This is a genomic window from Glaciecola sp. 2405UD65-10 (genome assembly GCF_048820975.1).
Lineage (GTDB): Bacteria > Pseudomonadota > Gammaproteobacteria > Enterobacterales > Alteromonadaceae > Glaciecola.
Map to the genome: position 1 here is coordinate 164681 of NZ_JBMEUF010000001.1, position 16754 is coordinate 181434.

At 40.3% G+C, this 16754-nt stretch carries 10 protein-coding genes and 5 tRNA genes; 8 read left to right on the top strand and 7 right to left on the bottom strand.

Going from position 1 to position 16754, the window contains the following annotated elements:
• Positions 1-9: 9 nt before the first annotated feature.
• Entirely contained in the window at positions 10-243 is a 234-nt protein-coding gene (locus ACOI22_RS00795; protein WP_420669231.1) for a DUF3820 family protein, read from the bottom strand.
• Positions 243-2039: an ABCB family ABC transporter ATP-binding protein/permease gene (locus ACOI22_RS00800; RefSeq protein ID WP_420669233.1), complete on the bottom strand. Its 1797-nt coding sequence runs from the start codon at positions 2037-2039 to the stop codon at positions 243-245. Before ACOI22_RS00800 ends, ACOI22_RS00795 begins: the two co-directional genes overlap by 1 nt.
• 540 nt (positions 2040-2579) lie before the next feature.
• On the opposite strand from ACOI22_RS00800, the gene ACOI22_RS00805 reads away from it, so the two are divergent.
• Positions 2580-5303, top strand: a complete 2724-nt coding sequence (locus ACOI22_RS00805) for a TonB-dependent receptor plug domain-containing protein (protein WP_420669235.1) — start codon at positions 2580-2582, stop codon at positions 5301-5303.
• A gap of 85 nt (positions 5304-5388) precedes the next feature.
• Here the strand turns inward: ACOI22_RS00805 and ACOI22_RS00810 are convergent, their stop codons facing one another.
• Positions 5389-5514, bottom strand: coding sequence for a hypothetical protein (locus ACOI22_RS00810; RefSeq protein WP_420669237.1), 126 nt, complete (start codon positions 5512-5514; stop codon positions 5389-5391).
• 362 nt (positions 5515-5876) lie between these two features.
• Here ACOI22_RS00810 and ACOI22_RS00815 point away from each other — a divergent pair, with 362 nt between their 5' ends.
• Entirely contained in the window at positions 5877-8159 is a 2283-nt protein-coding gene (locus tag ACOI22_RS00815; protein WP_420669239.1) for an ammonia-forming cytochrome c nitrite reductase subunit c552, read from the top strand.
• A gap of 322 nt (positions 8160-8481) precedes the next feature.
• Here ACOI22_RS00815 and lldD read toward each other — a convergent pair whose 3' ends face one another.
• The 4 genes from lldD to ACOI22_RS00835 form a co-directional block, all read right to left on the bottom strand.
• Positions 8482-9621, bottom strand: a complete 1140-nt coding sequence (gene lldD, locus ACOI22_RS00820) for an FMN-dependent L-lactate dehydrogenase LldD (protein WP_420669241.1) — start codon at positions 9619-9621, stop codon at positions 8482-8484.
• A 693-nt stretch (positions 9622-10314) separates the two neighbouring features.
• Entirely contained in the window at positions 10315-11109 is a 795-nt protein-coding gene (locus tag ACOI22_RS00825) for a DeoR/GlpR family DNA-binding transcription regulator (protein ID WP_420669243.1), read from the bottom strand.
• Between the two features lie 406 nt (positions 11110-11515).
• Positions 11516-11591 (bottom strand) — tRNA-Val (locus ACOI22_RS00830).
• A gap of 29 nt (positions 11592-11620) precedes the next feature.
• Positions 11621-11696, bottom strand: a tRNA-Val gene (locus ACOI22_RS00835).
• 213 nt (positions 11697-11909) lie between these two features.
• On the opposite strand from ACOI22_RS00835, the gene gltX reads away from it, so the two are divergent.
• From gltX to ACOI22_RS00865, 6 genes are all read left to right on the top strand, one after another.
• A complete protein-coding gene (gene gltX, locus ACOI22_RS00840; protein WP_420669245.1) occupies positions 11910-13319 on the top strand; it encodes a glutamate--tRNA ligase in 1410 nt (469 codons plus the stop codon).
• Positions 13320-13410: 91 nt separating this feature from the next.
• Positions 13411-13486 (top strand) — tRNA-Ala (locus ACOI22_RS00845).
• A gap of 12 nt (positions 13487-13498) precedes the next feature.
• A tRNA-Glu gene (locus tag ACOI22_RS00850) sits at positions 13499-13574 on the top strand.
• Between the two features lie 175 nt (positions 13575-13749).
• Positions 13750-13825: transfer RNA gene (locus ACOI22_RS00855), tRNA-Glu, on the top strand.
• A gap of 207 nt (positions 13826-14032) precedes the next feature.
• The gene (locus ACOI22_RS00860) at positions 14033-15814 is read left to right on the top strand and encodes a diguanylate cyclase domain-containing protein (protein WP_420669247.1); all 1782 of its coding nucleotides are present in this window, start codon (positions 14033-14035) and stop codon (positions 15812-15814) included.
• Between the two features lie 5 nt (positions 15815-15819).
• The gene (locus ACOI22_RS00865) at positions 15820-16746 is read left to right on the top strand and encodes a tRNA-dihydrouridine synthase (protein WP_420669249.1); all 927 of its coding nucleotides are present in this window, start codon (positions 15820-15822) and stop codon (positions 16744-16746) included.
• Positions 16747-16754: the final 8 nt, after the last annotated feature.

A 16754-nucleotide genomic window follows, 5' to 3' on the forward strand; every position in this document is an offset into this window, starting at 1 on the left:
ATAAGTTATTTATTTAATCAAGGGGCTGAGCATTTTTTCAAGGCCATTCAGTTTAATCTCATACATCAAAGCCAGTCTTTCCCCTAATTTACCTTCAGGAAATCCTTTTTTGTGAAACCAAACCAAATAAGGTTCAGGCAAATGAATTAACTTTATACCTGCATATTTTCCAAAGGGCATTTGCATGTTAATAGTGTCAATTAAATAGGCCTTATCGTGCTCTTCAAACGAAGGTGTGCTCATTAACTTACTTCCTTTGCACTTTTTTGCTGCGCCATCCAAAGTTTTGCATAAACGCCGTTCAATTCAAGCAGTGTTGCGTGATCACCTTGTTCTGCTATTTCACCTTCATGCATTACAATGATGTTATCGGCATCCATTATAGTTGAGAGCCTGTGAGCAACAACAAAGCTAGTATGCCCCTTAGATATTTCTTGTAAAGCTTCTAATATAGCTCGCTCAGATTGCGAATCTAATGAGGATGTTGCTTCATCGAATACCATAATAGGCGGGCGTTTTAATATGGTTCTGGCAATAGCCACACGTTGCTTCTCACCGCCACTTAATTTTAAACCACGTTCACCCACTTGCGTGTTGCCTTTATCAGGCAAGCGAGCTACGAAGTCTTCTAAATGCGCTAGTTTAATGGCTTGTTCAATATCTGCTTGGCTTGCATCGGGGCGGCCATATTTAATATTCTCATAAAGGGTGTCGTTAAATAAAACGGTATCTTGGGGCACTATACCTACTTGCTGGCGCAAACTGTGTTGGCTCACTTTGGATATGTCTTGGCCATCTATTTTTATACAGCCTTCACTAGGGTCGTAAAATCTAAACAGCAATTTAACTAAAGTAGATTTTCCAGCTCCGCTTTCACCCACCACAGCGACTTTATTGCCAGGCTGTATGGTGAAACTAATGTTGTTAATAATTCGGCGTTTTTCATGGTAATAAAAGCCAATGTGCTCAAATTCAATTTTTCCTGATTGAATTTGCAAAGGCTTAGCATCGGGTACATCAAGTACTTTTGGCTTTTTCTCCAGTAAAGTGAATAGGTTCTCAATATTGGTTAAAGAACCGCGTATTTCGCGATACACAAATCCTAAAAAATTAAGGGGCATAAAAATTTGCATGGTAAAGGCGTTTACCAATACAAAATCACCAATAGTCATATTACCTTTAGCTACCTGCGTTGCAGCCAATGCCAACATGCTAGTCATAGCAACTGCAATAATTAAGGCTTGGCCGGCATTTAGGGCAAATAGCGAGAGGCGGTTTTTACGCCTTGCTGACTCCCAATCAGAAAGCCCTTTGTCATAACGTTTCGCCTCGTAGTCTTCATTGTTGAAGTACTTTACCGTTTCAAAATTAAGCAAGCTATCAACGGCTTTGGTGTTAGAGTGGTTGTCAGCTTGGTTCAATTCTTTTATGTACTTAGTGCGCCAATCGGTGGCTTTAAATGAAAAACTAACGTAAATAATAACCGCTGAAAGTATGACTAGGGCAAAGCTAAAACCGTAGTTATATAGCAGTATGCCAATCACCATGGCTATTTCGAGTAAAGTTGGCCCAATATTAAAAACCATAAAGCGCATCAAGAAACTTATCCCGCTGGTACCGCGCTCTACATCACGTGACAAACCTCCGGTTTGGCGCGATAAATGAAAATCAAGATCGAGTTTATGTAAGTGCTCAAATACTTTTAAGCCAATTCGGCGCATGGCTCGTTCGGTTACGCGCCCGAATAACATATCTCTTATTTCCCCAAATAATACATTCGCTAATCGCAAGGTACCGTAAGCAACTATTAGACTTAAAATAACCGCCATTAGCTTTTCTGCACCGGTGTTTAAATTCAAGTTATCAACAATATGTTTTAGTACAAAAGGTAAGCTAACACTTGCTAGTTTTGCGCCCACTAAACAAGCCAAGGCAAGGCAAACTCTCAATTTAAATTCTGTTAGAAAAGGCCAAAGCTTGGCTAATACCTGCCAATTGAATGTGGCGTTTTCGTTTATAGGGTGTCGGCTAGGGCGCAATACAATATCCTCTGAAAGAAAATGGCGGCAAAAACAAAGTATACGAATTATTTAGGGATTAGTCTTAATTGCTTATGTATTTATTGATATTCATGGGCGAGTTCATCTAAACATAAATAATCCGCACCATTAAGGTGCTAAAAGCATTGGTGTTGCACCTTAATGGTGGTTTTGTGAAGAGGAGTACCTAAAAACATCAAACTTTGCAGCAATGAATTCGAGCAATGATACGCCCTAAATATTTCAATATAAATTTACATATAGGTAACAAGCCCGTATTTATTGGTCTATAACGGTGCAAAGCCTGATTTGATTTACCACGGATTTCAAGCCGTGCTCTTGCTGATTTATGTGAGTTCATTTGGTATGTATTTTGCTTTTGCTCACTAATAGGGCTAATGCTATTACTAAGTAAACTGCGATATGAACGCACATTCATTCTTATGCTTAGCCTAAAAATTCAGCAAGCATCAATATTATAAATTAAAGCACATAGAGGTTTATTGATGTTTGCACTATTTTCATTCATAGGGGAAACAAGTGAAAATCAAAACTTACAAAAAAAACACATTTAAGAAAAGCGCACTCGTATTAGCGTGTGCAATGCCTTTTGCTGGTGCATTTTCGCATCAAGCATTTGCTCAGGAAACAGCACAAGATAGCGCTGAAACTGAAAAAATTATTGTAACGGGTACCAGAATGACCAACCGCTCTGCGGCTGACTCTCCTGTTCCGGTAGACGTTATTAGCGGTGAAGAATTCCGCCAAAATTCATCAGCTGATGTACAAGACATGTTACGTACCGCTGTACCATCATTTGATGTAAACGCACAGCCAATAAGTGATGCGGCTACTATTGTACGCCCAGCTAACTTGCGTGGTTTATCACCTGATAACGTACTAGTATTAGTTAATGGTAAGCGCCGTCACCGTGGTTCAATAATCTCGTTCTTAGGCGGCGGTATTTCTGATGGCGCACAGGGGGTAGATATTTCTGCTATTCCTTCAATGGCCTTAAAGCGCGTTGAAGTATTGCGTGATGGGGCGTCTTCACAATATGGTTCTGATGCAATAGCAGGTGTACTTAACTTCATATTAAAAGACAGTGCTGAAGGCTTTGAAGTCACGGCTCGTTACGGCTCTACTTATGAAGGCGACGGCGATAATTTCGTTGTGGCTGCTAATGCTGGTTTCGCTTTAGGTGAGTCAGGTTTTATTAATGTAACAGGTGAATTTAAAGAAGTGGATGGCACTATCCGCTCAGTGATTCGTGATGACGTTGCTTTTCAAATTGAAAACGGTTATACGCCTGTTTCAGACTTTGCCGCAATTAACTCATATACCAACGAAGTACCTCAGTACTGGGGCCAGCCTGACGTAGAAGACGACGTTAAGTTGTTTGTTAATTCTGAATTTGATATTAATGAAAACACGCAAGCATATTTGTTTGGTAACTACGGTGAGAGACAAGTAACCGGCGGTTTCTTCTATAGAAACGTAGTGGGCGGGCCTTCTGGCCAACGCGGTGGTGTTTATGCCGGTCCATTAGTTGATCCATTAACAGGCTTAGCTGATGAAGAAGGTGTTAGCTCTGTGCTAGTGGGTGATTTAGACGGGCTAGGTGAAGGTGGTTCATGTATCGCGGGTATTCCATTAGGCGGAAGCGGCGGCGTTAATCCTGATCCAACATTCCTTGCGCAAGTAATGGCTGACGATAATTGTTTCTCATTTATTGAAACTATCCCTGCTGGTTTTACGCCTCGATTTGGTGGAACCAATGAAGATATGTCATTGACCGTGGGTATTCGTGGTGAATTAGATGTAGGTACGGGCTTAATGTATGACGTAAGTGCTCAGCGCGGCTCAAACAGAACCGACTTTTTCATCAACAATACGATTAATGCTTCTTTAGGCCCAGATACACCTCGCGATTTTGTACCTGGGGGACAAGAGCAAACAGAAACACTATTTAATCTTAATTTTGTATACGCTGTAGATGCGGGCTTATATTCTGATCTTAACGTGGCATTTGGTGCTGAATACAAAGAAGAAGAGTTTGATTTATTTGCAGGTGATGCTGCTTCATATGCCTTAGGCCCTTTAGCTAGCCAAGGATTTGCATCAAGTTCAAATGGTTTTGGTGGTTTCCCTGAAAGTTCATCTGCATCACAAGACAGCACCGCGTTTTATGTTGACTTAGAAGCCGATATTAGTGAGCAGCTTACCTTACAAGCCGCGGTAAGAACTGAAAGTTTTAGTGAATTTGGTGACACAACTGACTTTAAACTAGCTGGTATTTACCATGTAAACGATGAAGTGCGTCTTCGTGCAGCCTATTCAACGGGTTTCCACGCGCCAACAGCAGGCCAAGCGAATATTACCAATGTAACTACGCAAAACGTTAACGGCGTATTGATTGACCAAGGAACGTTACCTTTGTCATCGGTTGCTGGGCAATTAGCGGCTAACTTCGTTGAAAGCGCGGGTAATGGCCGTCCTGAATTAGGGCCAGAAGAAGCGGTTAACTACTCATTTGGTGTAGGCTTTGAAGTAGCTGGTACCACATGGACAGTAGATTACTACAATATTGAATTGACTGACCGTGTTGCATTAGGTGCAAACGTTGATTTCTTATCGGCTCTTAATTTTGCTGGTGGCGGTTCTGATTACGCTTCGGTATCGGCAGCCTTAACTGGATTAGACGCTGATGGGACCATTAATCGCCAAGATTTTATTGGCCTTGATGATTTGTCTGAGTTTAGATTTTTCTCAAATAGCTTTAGCACTACAACAACCGGTATTGATATTGTAGGTAATATTGATTTTGCATTCTTAAATGGTGACTCACGCATTACCGTTGCTGCAAACTACAATAAAACCGAAGTAGACGATACAGGTACGGTTAACCCAATTGATGAGGGCCGCGTAAGTGCAATTGAAGACTTACTGCCAAATACTCGCGCAAACATTTCTTGGAGCCACACAGAAGGTAAAGTAAGAACTTTACTACGTGCAAGCTACTACGGCGAATGGGATGACACTGGAAATGGCGTTCCCGGTATTGATGCTGAGGTATTGATTGATGCACAAGTAGCTTACCAGTACTCTGATAATTTAGAGCTAGTGATTGGCGCAGATAACTTGTTTGATACTTACCCGCAAGAAAACCCAAGTGCAGGGGGGTCAGGGCAGTTGTATTCTGAGTCAAGCCCATTTGGCTTTAACGGCGGTACCTACTATGTACAAGCACGTTACGTTTACTAAACCTTAGTAACACAACATACTGATAAAAGCTGCCAACACAAAATTGTTTGGCAGCTTTTTTTTGCCTATATTATGCTGCTTAAGTTTACTGTACCATTAAGGCAATAATGTAAATAAGGTAGGGAAGTAAGGCTAAGCCCACCAAAGCGGCAACATTTGCGACTACTTGCCAGCCATTAAAGGTATCTAACTTTTCAGTGTGAGTCGTCATAAATTTCTCCAGTATTAACAGATATATTGGTAATTATTAATTACTTAATCATACCAATACAAAAATTGTTCCAGAATTTTATTTGCTTTAAGCTATTGATTTTTAGTGCTAATTATTGATTTCAATGTAAATTTTCTTGTTTGCGATTTTTTCCATGACAGTATTGTCGCGAAGTGTTGTCATAATTGTCATCTGCCCGTGTTGCCAATAGACTATTACCGATGTATCCACTTTTATTGTATGTTTCAGTGCGTATCACGAATAGGCTGCTAATGATGAACTATTTATATATTGTGGATGAATGTGCTAACCAAGCCTGTTAAAATTACGTTAACAGTGTTGTGAATTTAGGATTAGATATTTTGAAAAGTAAACGCGTAAATGGCAAGTGGATGGATTCCTTAGCTCATTTATTTAGCAAGTGGCACGTCAGTTTACCTAGCCTGACTATTTTATGTTTTTTATTCACTATTTTTCCCAGTATCGCAAGTTCTGAATCGTCAAAGCTCTTACATCAATATCAGCGAGATACGAAGGATTTAACTACACAAGATTGCGTTTCATGCCATAAGGACCAAGAACAAAAGTGGCATTTATCAGACCATTTTATGGCAATGGCTATTCCTTCCAACTCTTCTGTAAAAGGAGACTTCAATAACCAGTATGTTGAGCATTTTAATCAGAAGGCTCATATGTTTAGGCAAGATGAGCAATACATGGTAACAGTGTTTGACGGCGCTGCAATTGATGAACAAAGCACACCTGCAAGTGGCGAGACATTTGCCGTAAAATATACCTTTGGCCACTTCCCACTACAGCAATATTTAGTCGAAACGCAACAAGGACGACTTCAAGTTTTACCGTTTGCTTGGGATAGTCGAACTGAAGAAGAAGGGGGGCAACGCTGGTACCACAATTATACAGAAGAAATCACCGTGAATGACCGTCTTCACTGGCGCCAGCCGCTTCAGAATTGGAATGGAATGTGTGCCGATTGTCATTCAGATCAGCTTAACCGTAATTACAACCTGGCGAAAAATACCTTCAACACAGACTTCTCTGCAATTAATGTTGGCTGTGTTTCATGCCATGGGGTCATGAATAAACATGTTGTAGATGGCAAGTATAGTGGCGATGCTAAAAAGTTACACAAGCAAGTGGGCGGGCGGTGGAGCCTCATTGAAAATGCCAAAACAGCGATATGGGCGGGAGAGCCCAGAGATAACACATTCATGGACACGTGTTTTGCTTGTCACTCATTACGCTCACCTCTCACTGATGGTTTCTCTGCCGATGTGCTATTTCTTGATCAGTTTTCTCCTTCTCTAGTTACCGATCCATTGTATTTTGCTGACGGCCAAATCAAAGAGGAAGTTTATGTATATGGTTCATTTTTGCAAAGCAAAATGTATAGCAAGGGGGTTAACTGTCTTGATTGTCATGACCCACATACAATGAAATTAAAATTAGAAGGAAATGGCGTTTGTTTGCAATGTCATAAAGCGAGCGAGTTTGATGTACCTTCGCATCATCGGCATACACCGCTTAGTTCAGGTTCAAAGTGCGTGAATTGCCATATGCCGAATGCAACATTTATGGGAGTAGATGAGCGTAGGGATCATAGTTTTAAAATCCCAAGGCCCCATGTTTCAGATTCTTTTAATACACCGAATGCTTGCTTAAGTTGTCATTCGGAAGACTCTAATGAATGGGCTAAAGCTAAAGTGGAAGATTGGTTCGATAGCGCTAGGCCACTAAAAATAAATGAAGAAAGCTTATTTAAATTAAGACACAAACAAGATATCACTTATCAATCCCATATCAATATTATTAATGATGAATCTATTGACGTGATTTCGCGCGCAAGTGCGTTGGAAATGATGCTGCGAATAGGTAGACGCATTGAGCCAAGCGATATGCGTAAATTTATAAACAGTGAACATGATTTAATTCGTCTAGCGGCCGCAAGAATCGGTGAATTGCTTGATCCTCAAGCACGAGGGGAATTGCTTAGCCCCTTGTTAAGAGATGAATTAAAATCAATACGAGTTGCTACTGCACAGGCCTTAGTTGGAATACCTTTAGATCAAACTCAGTTACCGTTATTTGCCAGTGCTTTTTCCGAACTTATGGTTTCAAACAAAGTGAGTGCTTGGCGCGGAGAAGGGCGACTTAACATAGGTCGTGATGCGCTCAAGGAAAATAATTTGATAGGTGCTGAACTAGCATTTAAAAACGCTATAGACGTAGACCCGTATTTCACGCCTGCATATGTTAATTTAGCCGACTTGTATAGGGCTAAACAGCGTGAGGATTTAGTTGCATCTGTTTTACAGCAAGGGATAAATAAATCACCTAAATCGGCGGATATGTTTTATTCATATGGCCTTCATTTGGTCAGGACAAAACAGCTCGAGAAAGCAATTGTTGAGTTTAAGAACGCACTTGAACTTGATAAAAGTAATCAGCAAATGGCATATACTTATGTGTTGGCACTTGATAGTAAAGATTCTCTACTAGCATTGAATACCTTAAAAGAACTGATTGGAAATTATGAACGTACCGATAGCTTAAAAGAGTTAGGCTTATATTTAGCGCAAAAAAACAACGATCGAGAGGCGTTTAAGTATTTTCAAGCTTATTAATCGTTGATGAAGTTTAAATATTTGAACATTTATTTTACTTCTTAGTGATAGATTTGAGCAGTCCACAGCGCGTTGTACAATTATAACTTTTGGGGGGAAAACGAGGTGGGGTAATGCATACCCCACTTTAAAGACTATTTAGCCGTTTATTTTCTTGCGGCCTTAGGGCCATCATAGTCATAAGTAAACCAATCTACGTCAATATAGCCATCATCTTGTTTTCGGCTATTGAAATTTGGAATCCAAATCAGCTGATACAAGATAACACGCCTGAAAGTATCGCTAAATTAGCTAAGCGCATTCAGCTGCTTCCGGCAAATAACTAAGATCTAAACACTAATGACTCGTGGCTCAAATCTGCAATAGTGTTAGCGCCAGTTAAAGTCATTGCTACACGCATTTCTTTGTCGTATAAATCGAGCAAGTGCTCAACGCCTTTTTGCCCTTGTGCAGCTAAAGCATAAATAAACGAACGTCCAAGTAGGGTGCAATCAGCACCAAGTGCTAACATTCTGACTACATCTAAACCATTTCGAATGCCGGAGTCAGCAAAAATAGTCATATCTCCTTTTACAGCATCGGCTATATCAGGTAAGGCTCTTGCCGATGACATAACACCATCTAGTTGACGGCCTCCATGATTTGACACCACAATACCATCAGCACCAAAACTTTTAGCATTCTTAGCATCCTCTACATCTAGTATGCCTTTAATAACCATAGGCCCATCCCAGAATTCTCGTACCCATTCAAGATCTTTCCATGAAATAGAAGGATCAAAATTCTCACCTAACCAGCCTATATAGTCTTCTAACTTTGTTGGCTCTCCACGATATGTTGAGATATTACCTAAATCATGCGGCTTGCCAAACACGCCTACATCAAAGGCCCACTGAGGATGCAACATTGACTGAAAGATTCGTCTATATGCCGCGTTAGGGCCACTCATACCTGAATGCATATCTCTATAACGCGCGCCGGGTACTGGCATGTCAACTGTAAAGACCAGTGTGGTAACGCCAGCTGCCTTCGCGCGTTCTAATACGTTTTTCATAAAACCGCGGTCTTTTAGCACATACAATTGAAACCACATAGGGCGCTCAATTTGGGGCGTGACTTCTTCAATAGGGCAAACGGAAACCGTAGACATGATAAAAGGAAGGCCTTTATTTTCAGCAGCCTTTGCTGCTTGTACTTCGCCTCTACGGGCATACATACCTGTTAATCCGACCGGCGCAAGTGCAATTGGCATTGCCAGTTTTTCACCAAAAATTTCAGTTTCTAAATTAAGGTCAGACATGTTATTTAATACGCGTTGACGTAAGGCTACTTCAGCTAAATCTTCTGTATTACGTTTTAGGGTATGTTCTTTGTATGACCCTCCATCTATATAGTGGAACAAAAATGGCGGTAGTTTGGCTTTTGCTGCCTTTCGGTAATCAGTAGATGCTGAAATAATCATTTTTCTCGTCCTATTGTATTGTGCATATAACGTACAAGTGCATAAGCGTGTTAACCAAAGTGCGGTTAATTTATTCTGTGCCAGTTTCAAGCCTTTAAACACGCCATTTTTGAGCATACGTTCAAGGGTTTGTGCCGCGTACTGTTCCCCTTGGCTAATCTCTACATCCAAAACAGCTGGTATTAAGGCCCTCAGTTGGATGTTATTATCACCTAGTTTACTCGTACTGAAGGTCGCTTCATACTGCTGTGCAGATACGCTTTTAGTATTAACATCCTTAAAAAATTGCTAGCTTGGATGGTGATAACCCTTTGCCTAGTGGTTATTCATTCTAATTTGGCAGATGCTTGATAGCGGTCAGTATCTTTAATTAAGGCAATGGCCGTGTAAAAGACCTCGAACGTATATCCCACCTTTTAAGCTAGATGAAAAATAATTATTAAAATATTCTTCTTGTTGCTTATTTTTATTTTGTTTGGCCAACAACATGCAAGTGCCTTAATGAGTAACACAGTTTGGCCGTTAAAATTGGTACAATTTGGTAATCGCTGTCACCTTGAAATTGATTAACAAAAGGGTAGTGGGTATTTGGCTAAAAAGGAATTAGAGTGAATCTTTAGGAAGAAATAGCGTTATGTATTATTAATTTTTGCGAAGGCGGGTTAATTATTACCCTTGATCATAATCAAGAGTTTACTTCTCTGGTAGCGAAACCATTATCACTTCAATATCGTGTTTTTCAAATAAGCTCAAAAATTTTGGATCAATATTATTGTCGGTTATAAGAATATCAACCTGATCTAACGAGCATAATATTAAAGAACTTCTTTTACCGAGTTTAGAGCTATCGGCCAATACAATTAATTTGTCAGCTTGCTTTAAAAGCTTATGCTCAGAAAGCACTAGTAAGGGGTCAGTCTCCATTAAGCCAAACTCGCCTATTGCAGGTGTACCCATAAACATTTTAGAACCATGGTAATTTGCCACACCATCGTTTTCAAATGAACTTAAGATAATACTTTGTTTTCTATAGAGTTCCCCGGCCGGCAGGGTTATTTGGTTATCGGAGTTGTCAGCTAGGGCTTGAGCAAGCGCAAATGAGTTCGTTAGTATATTTAAATGACGGCTAGCAAGCGCATCCTTCATCATATATGTACTGCTACCACCGTTGATTATTATTGATTCACCCTCTTCACATAACTCAACTGCTTTTTCTGCAATAAGTACTTTTATATCTTTATTTTGTTCGGTATCAGCTAGAAAAACAGATCCTTTAAGGTGCCTGCGTTCGTGAGGATGAGAACTCACATTGTTTGATTGTGCTCCTCCTCTAATTTTGGTGAGCGCTTTTCTCTTTGAAAGCTTGGTAATATCGCGGCGAATAGTTGCTTCCGAAGCTTTTAATTTATTTGATAATATAGGCACCGATGCATAGCCCATTTCAGCCAGCAGTTCTAAAAGCAAGTGATGTCTTTGTTTTTCTAGCATTAATTAATCCTTTATCAAATGTTATATTGCCTATTTTATAGAACATATACTAACTCAGTTTGATGGCTAGTAACATAACTTGAAAATTGTTTATTACAAAAAGTAGACAAAAATAAGCAAAGGTCTAAGTTTTAGTTATTAAAGGTAGGTTATAGCTGCATCGTCCTGCCATGCGTACATTCAATATAATTTAAATTCTTTCTACTAAACTATATTATTTAGTCTTGAGCGAAATATAATAGCATTTGCTTAACACACTGTTATTTATTAAAAGTAAAAAAGCGTCTGCTGATTAAGGGGACTTCATTTGAATAAGATTGCGACATCAAAAAAGCGTGCGCTAGCGATATGGTGCTTGCAATAAGTGTTAGTGAGATTGAAAACTGCGTAAGTATTTGAAAAAGAGTGGTGGACGCTACTGGGCTTGAACCAGTGACCCTCGCCTTGTAAGGGCGATGCTCTCCCAACTGAGCTAAGCGTCCGATATATCTGAATTGTATAGAAAAGAAAGTGGTGGACGCTACTGGGCTTGAACCAGTGACCCTCGCCTTGTAAGGGCGATGCTCTCCCAACTGAGCTAAGCGTCCAAATCTTTTCTAATCTTGCCTAAGCAAGTGGAGCGGTATTATAGAGTTGCGAATGAAAGAGTCAACACTCTTTTGCGAATTATTTTCTGTTTGCATAAAAATACAGCGATTTTAGCCATAAATGGCTCTTTTTCGTCTTTTTTGCATGTCTTTTCTTTAGCTCACCTATACAAAACGGTAGAATACGCGCAATTTATTATTCAGGAAATTAACATGTCTGTTGTTACTCGCTTTGCTCCCAGTCCAACTGGTTATTTACACGTAGGTGGTGCAAGAACTGCACTATATTCTTGGTTATACGCTAAAAGCCAAGGTGGGGAATTTGTACTTCGCATTGAAGACACTGATATTGAGCGTTCAACCGAGCAAGCTAAACAAGCAATTTTAGAAGGCATGGATTGGTTAGGCTTGCATCATACCAAAGGGCCGTATTACCAAACAGAACGTTTTGATACATACAACCAATACATTGATCAGCTATTAGAGCAGGGCAAGGCATACAAATGTTTCATGACAGCAGAAGAGCTAAATGAAATACGAGATGAGCAAGAAAAGCGCGGAGAAAAACGCAGATACCCCGGCACGTGGCGTGACCGAAGCGATCATCCTAGCGACAAACCTTATTCTATTCGCTTTAAAAACCCACTGGAAGGCGCAGTGAGTTTTAAAGACCATATTCGAGGCGATATAACGGTTGATAACAGCGAACTCGATGATTTGATCATTCGCCGTACTGATGGCGCACCTACCTATAACTTCTGTGTAGTCATAGATGACTGGGAAATGGGCATCACCCACGTTGTGCGCGGAGAAGACCACATTAACAATACGCCACGTCAAATTAATATATTAGAAGCGCTGGGAGCGCCTGTGCCTGAATATGCGCACGTTTCTATGATATTAGGTGATGATGGTCAAAAACTTTCTAAACGCCACGGAGCGGTTAGTGTGATGCAGTACAGAGATGACGGTTATTTACCTCAAGCTGTTCTGAATTATTTGGTGCGCTTAGGATGGTCACACGGTGACCAAGAAATATTCTCAGTAGATGAAATGATTTCTTTGTTTAGTTTAGACAACATTAGTAAGTCTGCCAGCGCGTTTAATACTGAAAAACTAAATTGGCTTAATCAGCATTACATGAAAACCCTCCCTGGCAGTGAAGTGGCTGAGCATGCTAAGTGGCACTTTGAAGATCAAAACGTCAATACTACGAATGGTCCTTCAATTGAATCGGTTATTGCAATTCAAGCTGAGCGCGTAGACACCCTAAAAGAGCTAGTAAGCATTAGTCGTTATTTCTTCGAAGAATTTGAAGACTTTGATGCAAACGCAGCGAAAAAGCATTTACGCCCTGTAGCGAAAGCTAATTTATTACTTGCCCAAGAAAAGTTAGCCGCAATAGTTGATTGGACTGCTGAAAATATTCAGCAAGCTATTAATGATACCGCAACAGAACTTGAAGTAGGTATGGGGAAAGTAGGTATGCCGTTGCGAGTTGCGGTGACCGGCTCAGGCAACTCGCCATCACTCGATGTGACCTTGGCGCTGATAAATCAAACACAAGTTGTGCAAAGAATAGACAAAGCTGTTGAATTCATAAGCAATCGCGAAAATTCTTAAAAAAAGCGTTGACAACTTCGGCGTCGATGCCTAGAATGCGCCCCGCTGTCAAGGGAAGTGTTACAACACAGTTTGTTATGCTCCTAAGCACGGGGCCATAGCTCAGCTGGGAGAGCGCTTGCATGGCATGCAAGAGGTCGGCGGTTCGATCCCGCCTGGCTCCACCAAGGATACAATGTGTCCCCTTCGTCTAGAGGCCTAGGACACCGCCCTTTCACGGCGGTAACAGGGGTTCGAATCCCCTAGGGGACGCCACTTTTTTATTAAGTAGGTAACTACTCAATATTAAAATGGCTACTAGGTATTTAACGTTTACTAGGCACAACGTTAAATAACATAAGTAGTTAAAGTTAAGTACATTATTTATGTACTTTTACTTAAGATTACAATACAATTTGAAATGTAGCGTGTCAGGCAAAATTCAGTTTTTGTCCCCTTCGTCTAGAGGCCTAGGACACCGCCCTTTCACGGCGGTAACAGGGGTTCGAATCCCCTAGGGGACGCCATTTTAAAACCAGAAAAACCAGCTCTTTGAGCTGGTTTTTTTGGTTTTGTTATCCATAAAACTTGTTTAGTCCAAACTAATGCGTTTTATCTTTAACTCAACTTGTTTTTTCAAGGCTTTCTGATTAAGCTAAGAGGCTTGTATAGCGCCTTTGCCAAACACTTTGCGCTTATCTTTTAGTAAAATAGCATGTTGGATTAAAACAGCAATGAAATGTTTCTTACAAGTAGTATTCATACTTACATCACTATGCTTTATGTTTCGCACACATGCATCTACGCCTTTACTTGACGTAAATGAATTTATAGCCACTTCATACACGCCAGCTTACGATTGTCCTTCTTCAGACATTGTTGACACAATTGACCAATACTTAACAGATCCTAGCCTAAGCCAAACTCAAATTTTTGAATTACTGACTCGTAAAAGCCATGCTTTGATTTGTTCACGTGATTACGCTGGCGGGCAATCTATTGTTCAAGAAGTATTAGCTAGCGAATCTGCTGATAGAAACGCTCGCTATTACTTAGCTGCAATTTATCAGTATGGTTTTGTTTACGATGTGCAAGAGAACCCTGAACGTTGTAATTACTACATGCTAGCTAAAGATTCGGCAGTAGATAAATATTTAGATATAAAAACCAGCGCAAGTTTAAATTATGAATTAGTGTGCAATAGAGACCCAAGTGTTCGCTTAGCGAATATATATCAGCTGCTTGAAGATGTGACTCGAACGGGTGATAAAGCCGCACTAGCCCACGCACACAATACCGTAGGCATGTACTACGCTGATATGAGGCACCATAACTTAGCTGCCGAACAATATATGAAAGCATTGGAATACGCACGTGATGTTTACACTGATGAAAACCGCTTAACCATACAAGCCAGTGCGCTTACAGTGCTAATGGCATCATATAAAATGAATGCCGCTGAAGAAGTACTGAATGAATTTATTGAAATTAATAAAAATGTGAATACCGTGCAAACCAATTTTTTACAGTATTATTTGGAAGCGGGGTTTTATATTCGAACAGGGGACTACGCTAAACTTGAACAAACGATAGAAAAATGGAACGCGATAAAATCAAACTTCAATGATACTATCGCGCAAGGTTTGTTCAGTTGGTATGCTGCAGAGTTGTGCTTATATTCACAAGACAACGAATGTTTGCAAGATTTTCTTGTTCAAGAAAAAGAAGCGTCTCGAAATTATTTAAACTACGTAAAGTTAAGTAAAGATTATTTGCGTTTTAAAGTCCGAGTTTACATTCAGTTGTTAAACCGTGAAAAAGCACAAGAAGCATTTGATGAATTTTATGAGCACTCTGTTGAGATGACGATTAAGGTACGTGACTTAGACGCAATAAATGACGTAGCTGAATTTCAAGATAAAATTGGTAACTTAACCGAGTTGTTAGCAGAAAAAGAGCGCCAGAGAAATCAAATTATTGCGATTACTGTGGTCGTTTTTGGATTAGTTATTGTGGGTGTGGCTTGGTTATTCAGACGTAAACTAATACATCAAAGAAGTTTAGATACCGTAACGGGTTTGTTGAACAATACAGCTGTGATCGATAGGCTCTTAAAATTACCAGAGCCAAGCCCTAAACATACCAATGCATTAGCAATATTTGATATTGATAACTTTACTGAGGTGAATTTAACGCTTGGCGCTTCCAAGGGCGATTTTGTATTGCAACAAATAGCTAATACCTTTGAAAAAATTACGCGAAGTTCAGACATACTCGGTGTATTTGGCCCAGGCCAATTTATTTTATGTTTAGCCGACATTGATGAAGACGCCGCGCAAGCATTTTTTGAACGAGTGAAAGATGCACTTACGCACACCTTTGCAGAAGAGCACGGGAACGGCCATAAGATCAGCGTTGACTCAAGTATGAGTATTTATTACGCAACCGAAAGTTTTTCTGATATTAATGAAATTTTAGATAACATGTTACTGTCACTTAGCATGAAATCGCAGTAAGCCTTATGAAAATTGTATTAGCCCCAATGGAAGGCGTTGTTGACCATTTAATGCGAGACATGCTAACCGAAGTGGGTGGCTTTGATTTATGCGTTACTGAATTTGTTAGGGTGGTTGCTGCAAAATTACCTCATCGTGTATTTTATCGCTTGTGCCCTGAATTGCATAACGGTGGCTACACAAGTAATGGCGTGAAAGTAAAAGTGCAACTGCTAGGGCAAGACCCTGATTGGTTAGCCGTTAATGCCGAAACGGCTATTGAGCTAGGCTCACATGGCGTTGATTTAAATTTTGGTTGCCCTGCTAAAACAGTCAATAAATCAAAAGGTGGAGCGGTGCTACTGCAATACCCAGAAACGCTATACAAAATCGTAAAAGCTGTTCGTGAAGCCGTTCCTAGCCATCATGAGGTTACCGCTAAAGTTCGCTTGGGATACGAAGATACCTCGTTAGCGATTGAAAATGCGCAGGCTATTGAAAGTGCAGGGGCCTCATCACTGGTTGTGCATGCCAGAACCAAGCGCGATGGCTATAAACCTCCGGCTTACTGGGACTGGATTGCGAAAATTAAGCATCATACCAATATTCCATTAATTGCTAATGGAGAAATTTGGACAGCGCAAGATGCCTTTAATTGCATTGAACAAAGTGAAACACCTGACATTATGTTAGGTCGCGGCGCACTTTCACTGCCTAATTTAGCCAATACTATTAAGCACGGGCACCAACCCTTTACGTGGGATGAAATGCGCGAACTTCTTATAAAGTATTCGGGTTACGAAATATATTCTGGTAAAGGACTATATTACCCTAACCGAATAAAGCAGTGGTTTCTTTACCTAAAGCGCCAATACCCTGAGGCTCACGACATGTTTATGGATTTACGAAAATTCAAAACGGCCGACGAGATCGTAAAGGTACTAGAGCGTTAATTTTCGAT